The 21557-nt window shown below is 64.9% G+C and carries 19 protein-coding genes; 7 read left to right on the top strand and 12 right to left on the bottom strand.

Translation table 11 applies throughout. The annotated features are described in order from the left end of the window. Nucleotides 1-7: 7 nt before the first annotated feature. Nucleotides 8-1051: a rod shape-determining protein gene (locus B5J99_RS15490; RefSeq protein ID WP_117352899.1), complete on the bottom strand. Its 1044-nt coding sequence runs from the start codon at nt 1049-1051 to the stop codon at nt 8-10. Nucleotides 1052-1214: 163 nt separating this feature from the next. Here B5J99_RS15490 and mutL point away from each other — a divergent pair, with 163 nt between their 5' ends. Further along, the gene (gene mutL, locus B5J99_RS15485) at nt 1215-3014 is read left to right on the top strand and encodes a DNA mismatch repair endonuclease MutL (RefSeq protein WP_117352898.1); all 1800 of its coding nucleotides are present in this window, start codon (nt 1215-1217) and stop codon (nt 3012-3014) included. Between the two features lie 110 nt (nt 3015-3124). Further along, nucleotides 3125-3631, top strand: coding sequence for a hypothetical protein (locus B5J99_RS15480; protein WP_117352897.1), 507 nt, complete (start codon nt 3125-3127; stop codon nt 3629-3631). 13 nt (nt 3632-3644) lie between these two features. On the opposite strand, the gene B5J99_RS15475 is transcribed toward B5J99_RS15480, so the two are convergent. The 5 genes from B5J99_RS15475 to B5J99_RS15455 all read right to left on the bottom strand — a co-directional run bounded on the left by B5J99_RS15475 (nt 3645) and on the right by B5J99_RS15455 (nt 8567). Next, nucleotides 3645-4109, bottom strand: coding sequence for a MaoC family dehydratase (locus tag B5J99_RS15475; protein ID WP_069051765.1), 465 nt, complete (start codon nt 4107-4109; stop codon nt 3645-3647). 41 nt (nt 4110-4150) lie between these two features. Next, the gene (locus B5J99_RS15470; protein WP_117352896.1) at nt 4151-5365 is read right to left on the bottom strand and encodes an alkaline phosphatase family protein; all 1215 of its coding nucleotides are present in this window, start codon (nt 5363-5365) and stop codon (nt 4151-4153) included. Beyond that, a complete protein-coding gene (locus B5J99_RS15465) occupies nt 5362-6924 on the bottom strand; it encodes an alkaline phosphatase D family protein (RefSeq protein ID WP_117352895.1) in 1563 nt (520 codons plus the stop codon). The genes B5J99_RS15470 and B5J99_RS15465 overlap by 4 nt, the downstream gene beginning before the upstream one ends. Nucleotides 6925-7025: 101 nt before the next feature. Beyond that, a complete protein-coding gene (gene ychF / locus B5J99_RS15460; RefSeq protein ID WP_054134830.1) occupies nt 7026-8126 on the bottom strand; it encodes a redox-regulated ATPase YchF in 1101 nt (366 codons plus the stop codon). A gap of 3 nt (nt 8127-8129) precedes the next feature. Next, complete coding sequence (locus tag B5J99_RS15455; protein WP_117352894.1) at nt 8130-8567, bottom strand: DUF1330 domain-containing protein; 438 nt, start codon at nt 8565-8567, stop codon at nt 8130-8132. 124 nt (nt 8568-8691) lie between these two features. Between B5J99_RS15455 and aac(3) the strand changes: the two genes are divergently transcribed. Next, nucleotides 8692-9507, top strand: coding sequence for an aminoglycoside 3-N-acetyltransferase (gene aac(3), locus B5J99_RS15450; RefSeq protein WP_069050104.1), 816 nt, complete (start codon nt 8692-8694; stop codon nt 9505-9507). A 48-nt stretch (nt 9508-9555) separates the two neighbouring features. Here the strand turns inward: aac(3) and B5J99_RS15445 are convergent, their stop codons facing one another. The 6 genes from B5J99_RS15445 to B5J99_RS15420 form a co-directional block, all read right to left on the bottom strand. Continuing rightward, a complete protein-coding gene (locus B5J99_RS15445; RefSeq protein ID WP_054134833.1) occupies nt 9556-11457 on the bottom strand; it encodes a PhoX family protein in 1902 nt (633 codons plus the stop codon). Between the two features lie 133 nt (nt 11458-11590). Beyond that, nucleotides 11591-12472 (bottom strand): hypothetical protein, encoded by an 882-nt coding sequence (locus B5J99_RS15440; protein WP_162892631.1) that lies wholly within the window; start codon nt 12470-12472, stop codon nt 11591-11593. A gap of 5 nt (nt 12473-12477) precedes the next feature. After that, a complete protein-coding gene (gene pth, locus B5J99_RS15435; protein WP_117352892.1) occupies nt 12478-13047 on the bottom strand; it encodes an aminoacyl-tRNA hydrolase in 570 nt (189 codons plus the stop codon). A 121-nt stretch (nt 13048-13168) separates the two neighbouring features. Next, on the bottom strand, nt 13169-13780 hold the full coding sequence (locus tag B5J99_RS15430) for a 50S ribosomal protein L25/general stress protein Ctc (RefSeq protein ID WP_117352891.1): 612 nt from the start codon (nt 13778-13780) through the stop codon (nt 13169-13171). 140 nt (nt 13781-13920) lie between these two features. Beyond that, nucleotides 13921-14826: a TraB/GumN family protein gene (locus tag B5J99_RS15425; protein WP_117352890.1), complete on the bottom strand. Its 906-nt coding sequence runs from the start codon at nt 14824-14826 to the stop codon at nt 13921-13923. 50 nt (nt 14827-14876) lie between these two features. Beyond that, nucleotides 14877-17213, bottom strand: a complete 2337-nt coding sequence (locus B5J99_RS15420) for a patatin-like protein (RefSeq protein ID WP_117352889.1) — start codon at nt 17211-17213, stop codon at nt 14877-14879. Between the two features lie 132 nt (nt 17214-17345). Between B5J99_RS15420 and radA the strand changes: the two genes are divergently transcribed. The 4 genes from radA to B5J99_RS15400 are packed head-to-tail and all read left to right on the top strand — an operon-like array spanning nt 17346 to nt 21482. Beyond that, the gene (gene radA / locus B5J99_RS15415) at nt 17346-18725 is read left to right on the top strand and encodes a DNA repair protein RadA (RefSeq protein ID WP_117353549.1); all 1380 of its coding nucleotides are present in this window, start codon (nt 17346-17348) and stop codon (nt 18723-18725) included. An 11-nt stretch (nt 18726-18736) separates the two neighbouring features. Continuing rightward, nucleotides 18737-19240, top strand: coding sequence for a CvpA family protein (locus tag B5J99_RS15410; protein WP_069050098.1), 504 nt, complete (start codon nt 18737-18739; stop codon nt 19238-19240). A gap of 20 nt (nt 19241-19260) precedes the next feature. Further along, nucleotides 19261-19713: an iron-sulfur cluster assembly scaffold protein gene (locus tag B5J99_RS15405; RefSeq protein ID WP_245991650.1), complete on the top strand. Its 453-nt coding sequence runs from the start codon at nt 19261-19263 to the stop codon at nt 19711-19713. Then, entirely contained in the window at nt 19713-21482 is a 1770-nt protein-coding gene (locus tag B5J99_RS15400) for a monovalent cation:proton antiporter-2 (CPA2) family protein (protein ID WP_054135386.1), read from the top strand. The genes B5J99_RS15405 and B5J99_RS15400 overlap by 1 nt, the downstream gene beginning before the upstream one ends. The last annotated feature ends 75 nt before the right edge of the window (nt 21483-21557 follow it).

Here is a 21557-nt window from a genome sequence, read left to right as displayed (position 1 = left end):
GATGTCCTTAGGCGGTCATCAGCACGCCCCGGAAGATCGGATCTTCCATGGCGCGCCCGGTGCCGATGGCAACGCAGGTCAGCGGATCCTCCGCCACCGAAACCGGCAGGCCGGTCTCTTCGCGAAGATGTGCGTCCAGTCCCTGGATCAGCGCGCCGCCGCCGGTGAGCACGATGCCCTGATCGACGATGTCGGCGGCGAGTTCGGGCGCGGTGTTTTCCAGCGCGATGCGGACGCCTTCGACGATGGTGCTGATCGGTTCGGACAGCGCTTCGGCGATCTGGCCCTGGTTGATCGAGATTTCCTTGGGGATGCCGTTGACGAGATCGCGGCCCTTGATCTGGATGGTGTGGCCGATGCCGTCAGCAGGCGCGACGGCGACACCGAAGTCCTTCTTGATCCGCTCGGCAGTGGTTTCACCGATCAGCAGATTGTGGTGCCGACGGACATAGGAGACGATCGCTTCGTCCATCTTGTCGCCGCCGGTGCGGACCGAGGTGGTGTAGGCGAGACCGCGCAAGCTGAGCACGGCAACTTCGATGGTGCCGCCGCCGATATCGACGACCATCGAACCGATCGGTTCGGTCACCGGCATGTCGGCACCGATCGCAGCGGCCATCGGTTCGACGATCAGCATCACCTGGCTGGCACCGGCATTCGATGCCGCATCGCGGATCGCGCGGCGCTCGACCGAGGTGGACCCCGAGGGGACGCAGATCACGATTTCGGGATAAGAGAACATGCTCCGCTTGCCGTGCACCTTCTGGATGAAATACTTGATCATGTGCTCGGCGACTTCGATGTCGGCGATGACACCGTCACGCAGCGGGCGGATCGCCTCGATCGAATCCGGGGTCTTGCCCATCATCATCTTGGCATCCACGCCCACGGCCTTGACCCGCTTGATGCCGTTGATCGTCTCCAGGGCGACCACCGAGGGCTCATTCAGGACGATGCCCTGATCCTGCACATAGACAAGCGTGTTCGCGGTGCCCAGATCGATCGCCATGTTGTGCGAACCGAACCGGAAAAGTTTGGAGATGAACGACATGCAGACTTTCCAAATTCTAAAGAGGTGAAAGCGGCGATCGAGCCAGAAGAATGCGCAATTTTCCCAGGGCGGAGGCTAACCCGAGAGCCCGGCCAGACCAAGCGTGGATATGCGGGAAACTCGGGAGTCGCGTCCAAGCCGCGCTTGGGCTAGGACCGGGACCATGTCAATACGAAGGCTTCCAAACGCGCTGATAAACCGGATCGCAGCAGGCGAAGTGGTGGAAAGACCAGCCAGTGCGTTGAAGGAGCTGGTTGAAAACGCGATCGACGCAGGCGCGGACCGGATCGCGATCGCGCTGGAGGACGGCGGGCTCGGTTCTATCGAGGTCATCGACAATGGCTGCGGAATGTCGCCTGACGATATTGCCCTGGCGCTCGAGCGGCATGCGACCTCAAAACTGCCCGACGATGCGATAGAACTGGTGGCAACGCTGGGTTTCCGCGGCGAGGCGCTGCCCAGCATCGCCAGTGTCGCGCGGCTGTCAATCGCCAGCCGGACCGCCGATGGCGATGGCTGGCGGCGCGTGGTCGATCACGGCGATGTCGTCGAGGATGGCCCCGCATCGCTGCCGCCGGGCACCCGGATCCGGATGGACAGTCTGTTTGCCAGGGTGCCGGCGCGTCGCAAGTTTTTACGTTCGGCGCGCAGTGAATATGCCGCGTGCAGCGATGTCGTCAAACGGCTGGCGATGGCCAGGCCCGACATCGCGTTCAGCCTCGAGTCGGATGGACGGCGGGTGTTCTCGGTGCAGGCGGGCGAAGCGAGGCTGACGCGGATCGCGGCGCTCACTGCGCGCGGCCTGGCCGATAACGCGGTGCTGCTCGATTTCGAGCGCGAAGGGCTGAGGCTCACCGGAGTGGCCGGGCTTCCGACCTATAACCGGGGTGTTGCCGATCACCAGTTCCTGTTCGTCAATGCCCGGCCTGTGCGCGACCGGTTGCTGGTGGGCGCGGTTCGCGCGGCCTATGCCGAGATGCTGGCGCGCGACCGGCACCCGGTGGTGGCGCTGTTCCTCGACGTTGCCCCGCAGGATGTCGACGTCAACGTGCACCCCGCCAAGACCGAGGTGCGCTTTCGCGATTCCGCGATGGTGCGCGGGATGATCGTTTCAGGATTGAGGCGCGCGCTCGATCAGGGCGGGTTCCGTGCGGTGCAGCGTCCGGCACAAGGCGCGCTTGCGCGCTGGCAGAGCGAGCCTGCCGCACCCGCGCCGCTGCCGGAACGCGACATGTTCAGCCCCGCGCCCATCGCGACAGCCCCCTCGCACGAGCCCGCATGGCTCGCCGCCGCAGGGGTCGCAGAGCGCAGCCAGCCCTATATCGCCGCAGCGCCGATGGGTCGTGCCGAGCCGTCCTATTCACCGGTGCCGATGGCCGAGCGCTATCCTTTGGGCATCGCGCGCGGGCAGATCGCCAAGACCTATATCGTCGCCGAGGCCGAGGACGGGTTGGTGATCGTCGATCAGCACGCGGCGCACGAACGGCTGGTGCTCGAGCGGATGCGCAAGGCGGCCGATGGCGGGCACGTTGCGGCGCAGGCGCTGCTGATCCCCGAGGTGGTCGAACTCGACGAGACGGCCTGCGACCGGATCGAGGAGCGCGCTGCCGAGCTTGCCGATTTCGGGCTTGAGGTCGAGCGTTTCGGCCCGGCAGCAGTGCTGGTGCGCGCCACCCCCGCGATGCTGGGCGGTGGGGACGTGCACGCGCTGGTGCAGGACATCGCCGACGAGCTGGGCGCGTTCGATGCCGCCTTGTCGCTCAAGGAACGGCTCGACCTGGTCGCCTCGACCATGGCGTGTCACGGATCGGTGCGGGCAGGCCGCGTGCTGTCGGTCGCGGAGATGAACGCGCTGCTGCGCGAGATGGAGATCACGCCGCATTCCGGCCAGTGCAACCACGGGCGGCCGACCTGGGTGAAGCTGGCGCATGGCGACATCGAGAGGCTGTTCGGGCGTAAGTGATGGCATCACTCTCTCCCCTCCCGCAATCGGTAGGGGAAAACCATGAAGGTTTCGTCTCGCTAGCTGTCACGCTATAGGCGCGCCATCATCCTCGTACCCGGAGCCTCCCCATGCGCCTCGCCTTCCTGTTCCCGCTTGCCCTGCTCGCCGCGTGCAGCAGCGAAAAGCCTGCCGACGATACGCTGGTGACGCTTGATGGAGCAGACGGAGCCTCGCATGTTCCAGCGCCTGTGGTGACCGGTCCTGCTGCTCCGCAATCCGGGCTTCAGGCGGTCGATGCCGAGGGATCGAAGCTCGAGCCTTTGCTGTCGAGTGCGATCAGCGCGGCGGGGATGGACAGCGCTGCGTGCAAGTTCAGCCCCGCAAAGGGCGCGCTTCCCGTGATGGTGGCGAGCAAGACCGGCGGCAAGGGCATCATCTCGGTCGCGGGCAGGCAGATCGACGTCGCGCCTTCGGGTGCAGTGGCGGCAACCGGGGGCAGCTTCGCAGCGCAGGGCGTGATACTGATGGTCTCGGCATCGGGCAAGGATTCTGCGGGCAGCGCCGCCAGCATGCAGGTCAGCGATACCGATGGCCCGGCATTCACCTATCAGGACGGTTACTGGGCCTGCAACTGAGGCTCCATCGGCGTCAGTCCTCGATCGGCGCGTCGGGATTGCGGACCTTGATCAACCCGTTGCTGCGCATCGTCATCACCGGCTCGTCGTTCTGGTTGAACACGGTGAGGTCCGACTTGAACAGCCCCATGTCTGGGCGCTTCTTGGAGCGGCGCTTTTCGATCACGCAGGTTTCGCAGCGCAGCGTGTCGCCGGGATAGACCGGCTTCACCCAGCGCAGATCATCCATTCCGGGCGAGCCCAGCCCCGCCTGCTTGTGCTCCTTGAGGTTCGCGACCAGCATCGCCATCGTCATCGCACAGGTGTGCCATCCGCTCGCCGACAGCCGACCGAAATGGGTCTTGGCCGCGGCCTCGTCGCTCAGGTGAAACTCCTGGGGATCGTATTTGGAGGCAAATTCGATCACCTCCTCGCGGATGACGTCATAACGGCCAAAGCTTTGCGTGACGCCGATTTCGAGATCTTCATAGTATATCATGGGCATCAGTTTCGTTTGGCAACCTTCAAACTGCAAGCGAATTATCGGGTGACGATGCCCGAGAGCGTCTTCGCATCGCCATCCGAGGGCAGTGGTTCAAAGCCGATCAGCCGCGCGATCAACGGGTAGACATCGACATTGTCGAACAGCGGCAGGCTGGCGGTGGGGCGGATCGAAGAGCCGAATGCCATGAACAATGCGTGCATGTCCGAATTGGTCGGATCATAGCCATGCGCGCCACCGGTCACCGGATGCCGCGGCGGGCCCGCCAGGATCGTCCAGCCGTTGGAGGCGATGCAGATGATTGCCGCGACGCGCGGGTTCTTGCCGTAATGCAGGTGGCTGGGCAGCTCCTCCTTGCGGTAGCAAATGATATGTTCGCGCTTCTGCAGCAGAGCGTCAAAGACTCTGGAGTCGGTGCCGGCTGCGGGTTCGATCGCCGCATAGGGTCCTGTTTCGACCGCGATATAGGTGTCGCGCGGCAGGATATCGTCGAGCTGGATGACGCGATCCTCGGCGGTCTGCGCCATGCCATGATCTGCGGTGATGATGAAGTTCGCCGCCACGCCCATCGCTTCGATCCCGCGGACGAGTTCGCCGATGCGCGAATCGACCTCGGAGATCGCGGCATCGAGCTCGGGCGAACGGTCCGGGCCGAAGCGATGGCCTGCGGTATCGACAGTGTCGAAGTACATCGTCACCAGCCGCGGGCGGATATTCGCCGGACGGCGCATCCAGTCGAGCACGGTATTAACCCGCTGCTCGTTGCTGATCGCCTGGTCAAAGCGCATCCAGTCGCGCGGGCGAACGTCGTTGTGCGCGACTTCGCTGCCCGGCCAGAACATGGTCGCGGTGCGCAGACCCGCCTTTTCGGCGGTGACCCACACCGGCTCGGCCTCGATCCACCAGAACGGGTCGAGCGCCTGTCTGGCATCGCCCATGCTGAACATCTGCCCCGGCCGCATTGGGTCGATCATCGAATTGCCGACGATGCCGTTGCGGTCGGGGCGCTTGCCGGTGACGATGGTGTAGTGGTTGGGGAAGGTCTTGCTGGGGAAGCTGGGGCGCATCGCAGCGGCAACGCCCTTTGCCTTCAGCGCGGTGAGGTTGGGGGTCAGGCCGCGATCGAGATAATCGGGGCGCATCCCGTCGATGGAGATCAGGATGGTGACCGGCGGGCTGGCGTCCTGCGCAACTGCGGGATGCAACAGCGCCAGTACGCACAGCAACGCCGCGCCCAGCAGCCTGGCGATCATGCCGACAGACCCGTCATCCGCGCGCCCGGAACGCCATGTGCAATCTCCGCAGTGGCACGGCGCTTCATGGTGTTGGCGCGGACCGAAACCTTGTCGACCACCTGGAAGTGGCTGAGCCACGCATCGGGGGTGACCTCGCACACGACATAGCCACGCTGGTCGTTGAGGAACTTGAGTTCCGGATTGTTCTTCATCATCTGCTCGCTGCCATAGCGCAGGTCCGCTCCGTCGCCGCCGCTGCTGATCGAGGTCGCGACGATTTCGGTGCCCACCACCTTGTCACGATGGACCAGATCGCCGACGAAATTCTGGTGCTCGTCGCCGGTGAGCACGACGACATTGCCAAGGCCCGCCATGCGCGAGAGCATCCGCTGGCGCGGGACCTCGTAAGCGGCCCAGCTGTCCATGTTGGCGATGCGGGTGTCCTCGTTGGCGGCGCGCCGCCTGTCGAGGCTCATCATCATGATCTGCTGGCCGAGGCAGTTCCAGCGCGCCTGGCTGCCCGACAGGTTCTTGGCTAGCCAGGCCTCTTGCTCGGCGCCCAGCACCTGCGCAGTCTTGTCGTTGACGCCCTCGCACAGCGGCTTGAAGCCATCGTCGCACGCCTGGTCGCTGCGATAGGAGCGGGTGTCGAGCAGCTGGATTTCCGCCAGATTGCCGAAACGTGCGGTGCGATGGAACTGTCCGCCACCGAAGCGCGGCATGTTGACCTTGCGAACCGGCATATGCTCGTACCACGCCTGCAACGCTGCGGCGCGGCGAAGCTCGAACGCCTCTGCCGGGGCCGGATCATCGCCACCGCTGATCCCTGCGACCCAGTTGTTCTCGATCTCGTGATCGTCGAATGTGGGGAAGAAGCTGTGCGCGGCGTGCGCGCGCTGCAGATCGGTGTCGGTCTTGTACTGCGCATAGCGCTGACGATAATCGGCAATGTCGTACAGCGCCTGGCCCGCATGCTGGCGCACTGGCACCTGCAGCCCGCCACCGAAATAGTTCGCCCGCGTTGGGCTGCCGCGATACTCGTAGATATAGTCGCCATAATGAAACACGAAATCGAGCTCTTCGCGCGCCAGATAATTGTACGCACCGAAATATCCGTCCTCGTAGTTCTGGCATCCGACCACACCGAACTTGAGCTTGTCCATCGCGGCGCCGGCCATCGGCAGAGTGCGCGCGCGGCCCATGAAGCTGCGCTCGCCGCCCGCGGTAAAGCGGTACCAATAGGGGCGGTTCGGCTGCAGGCCCGCCACCTCGACATGCACCGAATGCGCCATTTCGGGCCGCGCAATCACCTCGCCGCCCGCCACGATGGTCGTGAAACGATCGTCGCTGGCGACCTCCCATTTGACCGGCATCGGGGTCATCGCCATTCCGCCGTGCAGCTCGAGCGGATCGGGCGCGAGCCGGGTCCAGATCACGAAGCCATCGGGCGACGGGTCGCCCGAGGCGATGCCCAGCGCGAACGGAAAGGTTCGGAACACGCTTTGCGCGCGCAACAGGCCCGGCGCGCCGATCAGGGTGAGCGGAGCGGCGGCGATGAACAAGCGGCGGGAAAGCATCAGGCGATGTCCTTCATGGCAAGGAGCGACGAACGGTCCCCCTTAGGCGTCAAGTCTGGCAGTTCGATGACAGCCTGCCAAGCAGCGGCAGGCCCGGTTTGTCAGACGTTGAACTTGAAGTGCAGCACGTCGCCATCCTGCACGACATATTCCTTGCCTTCCTGCCGCAATTTGCCCGCATCGCGCGCTCCGGCCTCGCCATTCAACGCGATGTAATCGTCATAGGCAATAGTCTCGGCGCGGATGAAGCCGCGTTCGAAATCGCTGTGGATTTCGCCTGCGGCCTGAGGACCCTTGGAGCCAACCTCAACCGTCCAGGCGCGCGCTTCCTTCGGGCCAACGGTGAAGAAGGTGATCAGGTGGAGAAGGTCGTATCCGGCGCGGATTACGCGCGCGAGGCCGGTCTCCTCGAGCCCGAGGTCGGCGAGGAATTCCATCCGGCCTTCCATGTCCATGGTGATCAGCTCGGCCTCGATCGCGGCAGAGACCACCACGGCTTCGGCGCCCTCGGCCTTGGCCTTTTCGAACACCCGCGCGCTGAACGCATTGCCCTCGGCGGCGCTGCCTTCATCGACATTGCAGACATAGAGCACCGGCTTGGAGGTCAGTAGCTGCGCCTGTGCGAGCACGCGTGCTTCTTCCTCGTCGGCAGGCTCGGTCAGCCGCGCAGGCTTGCCCTCGCGCAGCAGCTCGAGCGCCTTGCCGAGCACCGACGCGCCGATCTTCGATTCCTTGTCGCCCTGCTGTCCGCGCTTGACGAGCCCGGGAACGCGCTTTTCGAGGCTTTCCAGATCGGCGAGCAGCAATTCGGTCTCGACGGTTTCAGCGTCCGAAATCGGATCGACCTTGTTTTCGACATGCTGGATGTCGTCATCCTCGAAGCAGCGCAGCACATGGACGATGGCATCGACCTCGCGGATGTTGCCGAGGAACTGGTTGCCCAGGCCTTCGCCCTTCGATGCGCCGCGCACCAGGCCAGCGATGTCGACAAAGGCGAGCTGGGTGGGGATGATCTTCTGGCTTCCCGCGATCGCCGCGAGCTTGTCGAGCCGGGGATCGGGCACCGCGACGTTGCCGACGTTGGGCTCGATCGTGCAGAACGGATAATTCGCCGCCTGCGCTGCCTGCGTCTCGGTGAGCGCGTTGAACAGGGTGGACTTGCCGACATTCGGCAGCCCGACAATACCGCATTTGAAACCCATTGATCAGTCCTTGCCGAATGTGTGTGCCGTGGTGGGCAGCAATCTCGAATCTTCCAGCGCCGCCGTACGGTGGCCAATTCCGGCCAGATAGGCGGCATCTCCGTTCCACGCAATAAAGGCTTCCACGCTGGCCTGACGGATCAGCATGACCGCGTCCCAGCGTTCCCCTGCCGGCCCGATTAGCCACGCTCCGCCATCGCCCAGATACTCGACCGACCCGCCACTCGCCTGCAGGAAGGGCAGCGTGTGCTCGAAATAGCGCATGAAGGCGTCGCGTCCGCTGATCGGCGCATCCGGTGCAAGCTCCGGTGTCGCCGAATAGTCCGCCTCTGCGCGGAACCGTAACAGGTTGAGCATCACGACCGGGCCGGTGAGCGCGCGCATCATGAAATCCCGCCCCGCCTCCGCGCTGACATCAAGATAGGGGGGTGCAGAGATCATGGAAGTTCCTTCGTCTTTGCCATGGCTGCGCCCTTAGCGCCATCGGACAATCAACTCCAGCCTGACGGCCGGGCCTGCGCACTGGTGGCTTGTCATTGGCATAGACCGCAATAGATATGCCTGCATGGCGCCTCCGGTCACCCTCGGTCATCTTGTCGCCGATCTGTCGGCCTCTGGCCTTGCGCCGGGCGATATCGTCATGGTCCATGCCGGGCTGCGCAGCATCGGTCCGATGATCGGCGGGCCGGACACGCTGATCGCCGCGCTTCGGCAGGTGGTCGGCGATGCCGGGACGGTGATGGCCTATGCCGACTGGGAGGGCGCCCCTGAATGGGCGTGCGACGAGGAAGGGCATATCCTGCCGCAATGGCGCGCGCATGTGCTGCCGTTCGATCCGGCGCGCTCGCGCGCGATCCGCGACAATGGCGCATTTCCAGAATTCCTGCGCACCACGCCCGGCGCGCTTCGTAGCGCCAGTCCCGGCCCGTCGATGACCGCGCTGGGGGCGAAGGCGCGCTGGCTGATCGATCCGCACCCGATCGATTATGGCTATGGCTCCGGCACCCCGCTTGCCAGGCTAGTCGAAGCGCGCGGCAAGGTGATGATGATCGGCGCGCCCTGGGAGACAATGACGCTGCTCCACCATGCCGAGCATCTGGCCAGCATTCCGGGCAAGCGAATTGTGCGCTGGGATGTGCCCTTTGCCAATCCCGATGGCGGGACGATCTGGCGCAGAGTCGAGGAGTTCGACACCGGAAATCCCGTGGTGGATGGGCTCGATGACGACTATTTCGAGGAAGTTGTCCGCGACTTTGTCGCTGCGGGCGGCGGATGGCAGGGACAAATCGGTGCCGCGGCCGCCTTGCTGGTCGATGCTCCAGCCATACTGGGTTTTGCGGTAGGCTGGCTTGAATCGCGATTTGGCAGGACGACGCGTTAGCGCCGCGATCCCGCCGCCGAACGATGCCGGCGACGGGATCTGCATGCTTCAATTGCCCACGGGCTGCTTGTCCGTGCGCGTCACAACAATGGTCGAGGACCGCGGCTTTTCACCATTGACCGGCCAGTTACCGGTAGGGTGCTGGATGTTGATGAAGAAGTCGGTGAGGCCGGGCGTATAGGCAATCCCGGTGATTTCGCAGCCGAGCGGCCCAACCAGGAACCGTTTCGACTGTTTCGTTTTCTGATCGACATGGAACATCGCGTTATGACCGAAGGCCTGGTCGATGGTCACGCCCGTGACCCCCGACGTCCCCGGGACCGAGTGATCGGTCTGCACCCACATGCGACCCTGCGGGTCGATGCGGATGCCATCTGGGCTGGAGAAGGTGTCGCCGTTGATGTTGCCGGTGAGGTTCGCGCCGCCAGAGGCCAGCGCGGGATCCCCTGCGAGCAGGAACAGCTCCCAGGTGAACGACCCAGCCAGCGGCGAGTCGCCCGATTCGCGCATCTTCAGAATGTGCCCGTGGCGGTTGGTGACGCGCGGATTGGTGGCATCGGTGACCCGGCGACCCGAGTTGTTTGTCAGCGCAACGAAAATGGCGGTGTTGTCGGGGGCGACGGTGATCCATTCGGGTCGATCCATCACCGTTCCACCGGCAACACGCGCCGCCGACTTTGTGTTGATCAGGACATCGGCCTGGTTACGGAAATCGACGACGGTGGGCGTGGGCGGGGTCGTGCTCTGGCTGATGTTGCCCGGATCACGCGCGCCGACAACGAGGCCATTCTGGCCCTGCTGGAGCAGGCGCCATTCGCCGGTGCCGTCTGCATTGAATCGCGCGACAAAGAGCTGACCGACATCGAGCATATCGATGTTCGCTGCGCGGCTGGTCGCGCTGAACGCCCGATCGCAGACGAACTTGTAGATGCAGCCCGGCGTCGCATCATCGCCCATGTAGAAGGCGACGCGGCGATCGGCGTTGGCCATGAACGCGGTGTTCTCGTGGTCGAATCGGCCCATTGCGGTGCGCTTGGTCGGCGGCGCAAGCTCCAGGAACGGGTCGATCTCGACCACCCAACCATAATTTTCCGCAGGCTGGCTGGGGTCGATGTAGTTGTCGGTGGTTTCCTCGCAGGTGAGGTAGGTGTTCCACGGGGTCCGACCACTGGCGCAGTTGTTCAGCGTTCCCTTGATATTGGTGCTGAGCAGACCGGCAGCAGGACCGCCCGCGCGATAGTTGGAATTGCCACTGTAGCGCTTGTTGAACCGCGAATTGGCCACCACGGACCATTTGCCGTCTGCTCCGCGCTGGATTTCCACCACACCCACGCCGACCGCTGATAGCGCGAGCTGGCGCTGCGTGGCTGTGGCCGCTGCCGGATTCGCCTGGACCGCGGTAGCTTCGGCATCGCTCATTAGGATGTTGAAATCAGGATATTCGAAGTTCACCGCGAGCAAGCCTGCGGTGTTGGGATCGACACTGGGAATTGCGAACAGCTCCATGCCGTCATGGTTGCCGCCTGCCCAGTTTTCCGCCTGGCCCGGTGTCGGGAAGGATCCGTTGAAGGCCGCCCCTCCGGGCACGATCAGATCACCGGCCTTGAGCAGGACGTTAACCTCATAGCCGGTGGGGACGGTCACCCGGTCGTTCTGGTTGGCAGGCACCGAATTGAAGCTGATCGAGAAGCTGGGGGCCGGGGCAGGGGTGGGAGCAGGCGTCGGCGCCGGACCGGCGGTGGGCGGCAGCGTTACCGGGTTCCCCGCAGCGCCATTGTCGCCGCCGCAATTGGCCACCATCGGTGCGAGCACAAGACCCATCAGGCCGTTGGTGAGGATCCGGCGGCGCGAGGGATTGGCAGCGACGATCGCTTCCAGGCTGTTCGATGGATCGAAATCAAGGGTGTCGGTGCGATAAGGCGCGCGCGCGGCGTCGGTCAGGTGTGACAAGGCAATTCCCCCGAGAATCAGTCAGATGCTGCCGCGATCAACCCCGTGCTGTCCCGGCGCTCGGCGGTGATGCCTGTTTCTCAAGCGATCATGATGGCAGATCGATGACGGATTGGCGCGCACTAGATGACAGTTACGCGTCACGGTCCCTGAACAACCCGTCTGGCCCGGGAGAAACGCTCCCGCCGCCTTGCGCCAACAGTGCAACGCCAATCCACAAACCGAGCGGAAAGCTCATGCCGGCGCCCACCAATGGCACGGGGAACCAGCCAAATGCAGGGGCGATGCTGATTGCTGCACCATAAAGCGCAAGCGCGCGGGACGCACGACCACCCGAGCCAAGCCTCCAGATGATCAAGGGCAGCGTCGCCAGCGCAGCAACGGCCAGTGCCGCGAGCGCCGGGTGCACGGACAGCGCCAACGACACGATCTGCTCGACCTCGAGTACTGGCATCAGCGGATCGGGGCTCAAGGTCGCGATGATAGCAAGCGCAGTCAGGACCACGGCCTGAACCGCTATGCTGGGCGCGCGATCAGGCAGCAACCAGGCGAGGCAAGCGAAGGCAAATCCCCAGGCCTGTGACGCATCGGGCTGAAGCGCCAGAATGGCCGCGACACCCAGGGCGACCGCCTGGGCCAGCCGGGCGCTCTGTCCCATCCGCGCGAGCGCGACGATCACTGCGGGCAGAGCCACGGCTGCGGCATTGACGAACACCGGCCCGATGGCGAGCCAGCGATGCACACCCAGCTGATCGGGCCCCGCAAGGGTCGCAGCGACCGTCACCGCGCCGCCGATGGCAATCACCGGCCATGCCATGCCGCGCGGTCTTGCCTTGACGATACCATACGCCAGCAGCGCGCCGACACCCCAGGCTGCAAGCGTCAGCGACCAGCGGATGGCCGGTATTCCAGTCAAGACCATCGTTGCTGCACCGCTGAGCACGGCGACAAGCGATGCGATGGCATAGGCGAGCAGCAGCCAGGTGCCGGAGTTGTTCGAGCGACGATTCGCCATCGCGGTCATTCCTGCAGCCGCAGCGCCACGTCGTTCATGAATCGCGCGTCGTCGTCCTTCGCCAGCCATGCAGCTTCGGCGGCGATGGCGCCCAGCATGTCGGTGAGGTCGTCGAGTTCGGTCTTGTGATAGTTGCCCAGCACATGGCCGGTGACCCGGTCCTTGTTGCCCGGGTGGCCGATGCCGATGCGCACGCGGCGGAATTCCGGGCCGATATGCTGTTCGGTCGAGCGCAGGCCGTTATGCCCCGCGGTGCCGCCGCCGCGCTTGACCTTCACCTTGAACGGCGCGAGGTCGAGCTCGTCGTGGAAGACGGTGACGGCTTCAGGCTCGAGCTTGAAGAAGCGCATCGCCTCTCCCACAGCCTGGCCGGACTTGTTCATGAAGGTTGCGGGCTTGAGCAGCAGCAGCTTTTCGCTGCCCAGCCTGCCTTCCATGGCCCAGCCCTGGAAGCGGCGCTTGGGGGGCTCGAAGCCGTGGACATCGGCAACGGTATCGAGCGCCATGAAGCCGACATTGTGCCGGTGCATCGCATATTCCGCGCCGGGATTGCCAAGGCCGACCCAGATTTGCATGCTGAGAAACTCTCTCTTCCCTTAAGGGGAGAGGGTCGGGGAGAGGGGCCTATGCGCCACCCTCCCCACACTCCCCTCTCCCAACCCTCTCCCACGAGGGGGAGAGGGCCAGCAAGAAGAATTACTCGCCAGCTTCGTCGGCAGCTTCGCCGTCGCTCGACTTGAGAGCCGAGGGAGCAACGATCGTGGCGATGGTGAAGTCGCGATCGGTGATCGCCGATTCGCTGCCCTTGGGCAGGGTCACGGCCGAGATGTGGATCGAATCGCCGATTTCGGTTCCGGTCACGTCGACTTCGATCTCATCGGGGATCTTGGTTGCGTCGCAGACCAGTTCCAGCTCGTGACGCACGACGTTGAGAACGCCGCCACGCTTCAGACCGGGCGAAGCTTCTTCGTTGACGAAAACGACAGGGACCGAGACCTCGACGGTCGAGCCCTTGGCGATACGCAGGAAATCGACGTGAAGCGGACGATCCGACACGGGGTGGAAAGCCACGTCCTTGGGAAGCGTGACAACCGCCTTGCCGTCGATTTCGACTTCAACGATCGAGTTCATGAAATGGCCGGTGCCGAGCAGCTTGTTCAGCTCGCGCTCTGCGATATGAATCGCTTCCGGTTCTTTCTTGTCGCCGTAAATAACGGCGGGTACACGGCCTTCGCGGCGGAGTGCACGGGAGGCTCCCTTGCCTGCCCGATCACGCAGCTGGGCCGACAGGGTAAGCGTATCGCTCATAAACTGTCTCCAGAGTTTTTGGTGGTCGTTCAATCCCCGCGCCACGCCTCCAGGGATGACCATGGCGTCGGAGAAGGCGGGCCTATAGGGGGACAAGGCCCGAAAAGCAAGCGTCGTGGCGGCTAGCGCAGGTCGGGCGGCTATTGCAGCCGGGTGACGGTGTAGCCGCGCGCTTCCAGCAGCGTCTGCACGCTGTCTTCGCCCGCCAGATGCGCAGCCCCGACCGCGACGAACGGTCGCGCGCCAAGCTTGAGCATGTCGGTGATCTGGTTCGCCCAGTCGCGGTTGCGGCGGACGAGGATCTGCTCGCGGACTTGCGGGCGCTGCAGCAGGCCCCGGTTGGCGGCCTGCTCAAGCCTCGCGACATCGCCGGTCAGCCATCCGGTCACCATGTCGCGATAGGCTGCAGGCGCATTGTCGGCATCGGCGATGACGCTGGCCAGCATCGCGCGCTGGTCGGCCTCGGGCAGCTGGTCGAAATAGGTGAACTGGCGCGCGGCGGTTTCCAGCCCGATCACCGCCTTGTCGCGGTTGCGATAGCGTTTGGCGAGCACCCGCTCAACCCCGGCTTCGCGCACCATGTCCAGATTGGTGGTGGCAGCGCCTGCCAGTGTGATCGCGGCGGCCCAGCTTTCCAGCGTCTCGAACTTGGTGGGATTGACCCGGCCCTTGTCACGCAGCTTTTCCCCCGCTGCGCGCAGATCGACCGGCAGCCGCTCGGCGAGAGGCGGCTGGTTGGGACTGTTGCCCAATGCCTGGAAGGTCCTTGTGATCTCAGCCGAATCTTCCAATCCCACGACTTCGAGTACCAACCTGTCGCTGGCGTCCATCGCGGTCTTCATCTTCGGGGTGATCCATTTGATGTTCGCAGGGAGCGCATGGATGCCGCCGAACAGCCAGGCTTCTCCGTCAGGCCCCTTGACGTGCCACAGCGCGGGCGCGCCCTTTTTGGGGCCATCCCATGCGGCCATCGAGGGAAAGGCGCTGCACGCCTGGGCCAGCAGCAGCAACGGCAGGATCAGCCAGCGCGATACGATACGGTTCATCGCCCCTAATTAGGGATGGCAGCCGGCAAAGGGAACAGGCCGCGCGCGCATCAACCAGCGAACCGCGCTTCGATCTCGCTGCGGATGCCCGGTACCAGCCCGGGATCGGTGGTGAGCAGTGTCGCTTCCTCGTCGCAGATCGCCAGAAACGCGCGGCGCTTGAAATCTGCAAGAACGGCATCGGGCAGGGCGCTGCCGGGCGGAAGCGCGGATGCAATGATGTCGATCAGCCGCTCGGCCCCGTGCAGCCGTCCCCACAGATAGTCGTTCTCACGATAGGCGCGGCTGAAGAAGGCGCCAAAGCTGTTGAACTGGATGCCCTTGAGCGTGGCATCCGCGCCGCCGTCGCGGATCGACTGGGCATCATCGGGGGAGATGCGATCGACCTTGATCGGGTCGTACTCGTTCTGCCCTTCGCCCTGCAGCAGCGGCAGCGTTGCGATATCGTAGAAGGGGAAGCCCAGATAGGCGAGCAGCATCGATCTTCGGCTGACCTTGGGGAGAGTCGCCAGCGCGCTGGCGAGCTGCTCGTCGACGATGGCATCGGCAGCGCGCAGATCGCGGCGGTTGGCGAGTTCGGAAATCGCCAGCGCCGGGTTGTCGATCGCGGATGCGGCGATATCGGCAAATCCCTGGCCCAGCATGTCGGTCGTTTCGCGCTCGAGATAATGCGACAGGCAGGTGTACAGCGTGTCGTGCATCGCCACCACCGCCTCGGGCGGGGTGCGACCCGATTGCGCGATATCCTCGCCCAGCCGCCGCGCCAGAAAGCGCAAGCGGCGGATGCGGAAGCCCAGGTCCTGGGTGCGGAAGAAGATGATCGCCTCCTCGCTCGCACCGCCGCCCTTGCCCGAGAGGTGATCGAGCCCGCTGCGCCGAAGCTCCGCGCCGATCGCCTCGCGCAGCCGCTCGGCATAAAGCGCCTTGGGGCCCTGATAGGCGCGGCGCAGCGTGTCGACGATATCCTCGACGATCGAGGCGAGCTTGAGTTGGCCATAAGAGGCATATGCAAAGCCCGCCATGTGCGCGGCGCGGTCCTGAGCCTTGTTGCGCCAGTTGGTCAGCCGCCGCGGGGTGGGGCTGTCGAGGAACAGGGTATAGCCGAACAGCTTGCTCACCGTGGCCTCCACCTCGGTGCGCAGGGAATCGGTGATCATCCGCATCTGCAGCACGCGGCTGGTGCGTCGCTCTATCCCTTCCAGATTGTCGCGGATCGGCTGTTCGCGCGGGATATCGGATATTGCGCCGAAGATGGTCGAGAAGAAGCCGGGTAGCCTCTGGCCCATCGCATCGCGCTGGTGCGCTTGGTCCATGCCGCGCACGATATCGGGCTTGGGATCGATATAGACGAAGCGCCGGTCGATCTCGCGGTGCGCGGGGCGGTTCCTCAGCGCGTCGATCGCCTGCGCAAACGGCGCGTTCGCGAGCACCGATCCGTCGATCAGCACCGCGCTCTCACCATGTCCGTCCTCGTGATGCTGCGGGAAGACACGGCGCAGGAAGTTTTCGCGGCCCGGCCACAGCTTCTCGCGCCGCTTCAGCATCCGGTCCATTTCGGCGACGTTGAACGGCGGGAAGGCGCCCGGGAAGCTGGCCGTCGCGCGCGCGGCGAAGACCAGTTCGGCAGGATCCGCCAGCGCGTCGTGGCGCCCGCGCAGATAACGAAAGCCGATCGACAGCCTGTGCTCGGTCTCGACCACCTCGGCAGGGCTGTTCAGTCGCAACCGCTCGAGATGTCCCTTGAAGTCGGTCACGGTGACGAACAGGTCGAGCGGCTGGCCGATCGGGATCAACCTTGGACCTGCCGGGGTCGCCGCCATCGCCTCGAACGCATCATACAGCAACGCCGAAAAGCCGGTGCCGCTGAACGGCGGCGCGAACCAGCGCGCACGCACCAGCCGCGACAGCTTGGTGCGCACCTCGCTGCGCGCCTCGGGTGCAACGCTGCGATCGAGCGCGCCGCCGGGTCTGCGCAACAGCAGCCACACCAGAGGTTGCGCCCAGAACTTGGTGAACCTCGACCAGGGCCGTGCATCGGGATCGAGCAACTGGTCGATATCCGCGCATTCGAGCCACAGCCGGGTCAGCGGTTCGAGCGACTGGCCGCTGGTCAAAGCCTGCGCCAGAAACACGCCGTTGATCCCACCCGCGCTCGCCCCGGAGATGATGTCGGGAAGCAGCCTCAGCCGGATCTGCGCATGCGAAGCCATCGTCTCGAACAGATCGCGGTACACCCCCTGGCTGCCGCTGGCGGGGGGCTCGCCGGCATGGAAATTGCGGCTGGCGCGGGTGGCGCGCCAGATTTCCTTGGTGATGCCGTGCATGTACACCGCAAGGCTGATGCCGCCATAGCAGACCAGAGCAATGCGGAGTTCCTTCTGGCGCATAGGCTGGGACAGGGACCTTTCTGGGTGCGATGGCCGCACGCGGATATTCGTGCAAACGCTATCTATGTTACGGTCGATGGCAAGCGCAAAGCGGCAATTGCGTTCCAGTTTTGTTCAAGCTATGCCGCAGCCATGGCAAAGCCCCGCAAAACCTATGTCTGCCAGGCCTGTGGCAGCGTCGCCACCCGCTGGCAGGGCCAGTGCGCCGATTGCGGCGAATGGAACACGCTGGTCGAGCAATCGGCTCCAACCGCCTTTTCGGCACGCCACGATCTGCAGACCGGCGGACACCGCATCGCGCTCTCGCGGCTCGACAGCGCGGTCGCCTTGCCGCCGCGCATCCCCACCGGAATTGCCGAGTTCGACCGAGCGCTGGGTGGCGGGCTGGTGGCAGGCTCGGCGGTGCTGATGGGCGGCGACCCGGGTATCGGAAAATCGACATTGCTGCTGCAGGCGTCTGCCAACATGGCCAAGGCGGGCAATCACATCGTCTATATCAGCGGCGAGGAGGCGGCCGATCAGGTCCGCCTGCGCGCGCTGCGGCTGGGCCTCGCCGATGCGCCGATCGACCTCGCCTCGGCGACATCGGTCCGCGATATCCTGACCACGCTGCGCGCGATGCCGACGCCGGTGATGCTGGTGATCGATTCGATCCAGACGATGCACTCTGACCTCATCGAGGGTGCGCCGGGAACCGTCAGCCAGGTACGCGCATCGGCGCAGGAGCTGATCCGTTTTGCCAAGGACACCGGCTGCGCGGTGATCCTGGTCGGCCACGTCACGAAGGACGGCAGCATCGCGGGCCCGCGCGTGCTCGAGCACATGGTCGATACCGTGATGAGCTTCGAGGGCGAACGCAGCCACCAGTACCGCATCCTGCGCTCGATCAAGAACCGCTTCGGCGCGACCGACGAGATCGGCGTGTTCGCGATGGAGGAGGAGGGGCTGTCCGAGGTCGGCAACCCCTCCAGCCTGTTCCTGAGCGATCGCGATGCGCAGATGCCCGGCACATCGGTGTTCCCCGCGCTGGAAGGCACCCGGCCCGTGCTGGTCGAGATCCAAGCGCTGACCGTGCGGTTGTCGAGCGGTGCGACCCCTCGCCGCGCGGTCGTGGGATGGGATTCGGGCCGCCTCGCCATGGTGCTCGCGGTGCTGGAGGCGCGCTGCGGCCTCAGCTTCTCGACCGCGGAAGTCTATCTCAACATCGCCGGCGGCTATCGATTGTCCGATCCTGCCGCCGATCTCGCCGTGGCCGCTGCGCTGATCTCGGCCCTGTCGGAGCATCCCATCGGTGCCGGCACGATCGTGTTCGGCGAGCTTTCGCTTTCGGGCGAACTGCGCCCGGTCGCGCATGCTGGCCTCAGGCTGCGCGAGGCGGCCAAGCTGGGCTTCGAAAAGGCGCTGGTGCCAGCCAGCGTGACGGCAAAGGGGGCAGGCGAAAGCAGCGGAATGCGGCTGACATCCTATGCCCGGCTGGCAAATCTCGTTGACCAACTGCTTGGGCGAAACTAGCGGTTCGCTTCATGACCGCATTCGATATCATCGTGCTGACGCTGCTCGCGGGCGGCGCGATTCTGGGTTTCAAGAACGGCTTTGTCCACGCGGCGGTCTCGCTGATCGCGTGGGTGGCGGGCATCTTCGCTTTGCGGCTGTTCCACTCGCCCGTGACCGCGATGCTCAAGGAACCGGTCGGCAACGACAGCGGCGCTGCGGCGCTGGCGCTGGTCGGGCTGTATCTGGGCGTCTATCTGCTGGGCAAGCTCATCGCACACGGCCTGCGCGCGCGCACCCGCAAATCGGTGCTGGGCCCGATCGACCGGGTGCTGGGCTTCGGCTTCGGCGCGCTCAAGGGGCTGATCCTGGCAACGCTCGCTTATCTGCTGATCACCATGGTTCATGACATCATCTGGCCCGGCGAAGGGCAGCCCGAATGGATCACCGAAAGCCGCACCTTCCCGCTGCTCAACGCCAGCGGCACCGCGCTCGTCGACCTTTACGATTACCAGCAGTTGCTGGGCGATGAATAACCCGCACGGCCAGACCCGTCATGGCTAAGGCGCTCTACACGCCCGATATCCTGGCGCTGGCGGTGTCGCTCTGCGACTGGCCGCTCAGCGAGGATCTTGCACGACAGGCCGAACTGCGCTCGCAAAGCTGCGGGTCAGTGGTGCGGGTCGGGCTCGAGCCGGATGCCGCCGGCAAGATCGCGCGCTTCGGGGTCGATGCACGCGCCTGCGCGCTGGGACAGGCCTCGGCTGCGGTGCTTGCGAGCCATGTCATCGGTCGCGACCGCGCAGAATTGGTCGTGGTGCGAGACGCGCTGACCGCGTTTTTCGGCGGAGACAGCATAGCGTTGCCGGACTGGCCGGGTATCGAGCATCTGGAGACCGCCTTGCCTTATCCCGCTCGGCATGGTTCCATCCTGCTCCCCTGGCGCGCGGTGGTCGCGGCGCTGGATTCGCCTGCAGCAACGGACACCCACCAGATGGAAAATCGCTGATGGAGCATGGCGGCGATATCTTCCTGTCGGGCACGGTGCTGCTCGCAGCAGCGCTGTTCTTCGTGCTGCTGTTCCGCAGGCTCGGGCTGGGTGCGGTGCTGGGCTATCTGGTCGGCGGGATCATCATCGGGCCGCAGGTGCTGCAGCTGGTGGCCGATCCCGAGCTGATCGTCGGATTTGCCGAGATCGGCATCGTGCTGCTGCTGTTCCTGGTCGGGCTGGAACTCGCGCCCTCGCGGCTCTGGCAGCTCAAGCGCGACATTTTCGGGCTGGGGCTGTCGCAGGTGGCGTTGTGCGGTGTCGTGCTTGCGGCGTTCGTCTACGCCGTCACCGGTTCCAGCTGGGGCGCGGCGCTGGGTCTTGGCCTTCCGCTGGCACTTTCATCGACCGCGCAGGTGCTGCCGCTGCTGCAATCGCAGGGGCGTTTGAACACTCCGACCGGCGAGCGTGCATTCTCGATCCTGCTGTTCCAGGACCTGTCGATCGTTCCGCTGCTGACCATCATCGCGGCGATGTCGCGCGCGCCGCAGACCGGGCCGCAGACGCCGGGATGGCTGACCGCGATCTATGCGCTGGCGGCGATCGCCGGGCTGGTCGCTGCCGGGCGCTACGGCCTTGCACCGCTGCTCAAGCTGATCGGCAAGGTCGCCGAGCGCGAACTGTTCATCGTCGCCGGGCTGTTTGCGGTATTCGGCAGCGCCGCGCTGATGCACTCGATCGGCATTTCCGCAGCTTTGGGGGCGTTCGTCGCCGGCGTGATGCTCGCCGACTCGCCCTTCCGGCACGAGCTGGAGGCGGACATCGATCCGTTTCGGTCGATCCTGCTCGGGTTGTTCTTCCTGGGCGTCGGCATGATGCTCGACATTGGCGTGATCATGGCCAACCCGCTGTTCATCGTTGCGATGGCGCTGGCGCTGGTGGGCATCAAGGTGGCGATCATCTTCGGCCTCGCCAAGGCGTTCGGCATGGAGACGCGCGCGGCGCTGGTGCTCGGCCTGCTGCTCAGCCAGGGCGGCGAATTCGCCTTCGTGCTGTTTGCCGAGGCGCAGGCAGCACTGCTGATCGCGCCCGAGGCGGCAAGCCGGTTCGGGGCGATCGTCACGCTGTCGATGGCCACTACACCTTTCCTGATGCTGCTCACGCGCTTTTTCGGCGGCGTTCGCGGGTCGGGAACCGATGACATGGTTGATCCCGAGCAGGCGCGGCAATCGAGCGCCATCGTTGTCGGGCACGGGCGCTTTGGCCAGGCGGTCGCGCAGATCTTTGCCGGGGCAAACGTGTCGGTCACCCTGATCGACATCAACCCGGACCAGATCAGGCTGAGCGGCGAATTTGGTCGCAAGGTCTTTTACGGGGACGGTACGCGGATCGACCTGCTGCGGCGCGCGGGCGCCGAGCATGCCGACGCGCTGCTTTTCTGCATGGACGACAAGGAGTTCGGGCCCGACCAGGTCGAGCCCATCGCGCATGCCTTTCCCGATGCCAAGATTTTCGTGCGCGCGGTTGATCGGCGCCAACTGCTGGCACTCAAGCACGCGCCGATTGCAGCAGCCCAGCGCGAACTGTTCGAATCCTCGGTCAAGCTTGCGCACACCGCGCTGCTGCGCACCGGCATCGATCCGGTGATGGCCGATCGCGTGGTCGAGGAGTTCCGCAGGCGCGATTGCGAGCGGCTCGAGCTGCAGATGGAACAGGGCAACCTGCACGCCGGCAAGCACCTGAGCTTTGGCGCCTTCGATTCCCAGGCCTTCGATCCGGAGGTCGGGTGAGGGCGGCCTGCAGCGACCGCGCAGCAAAACATTGGACGAAGCTGCTACCAATGCCTATGTACTGGGCTCGTCAGG

Source organism: Blastomonas fulva, from assembly GCF_003431825.1.
GTDB lineage: Bacteria > Pseudomonadota > Alphaproteobacteria > Sphingomonadales > Sphingomonadaceae > Blastomonas > Blastomonas fulva.
The sequence above is the reverse complement of the archived record's forward strand: the minus strand, read 5'-3'. Positions and strand labels throughout refer to the sequence as shown.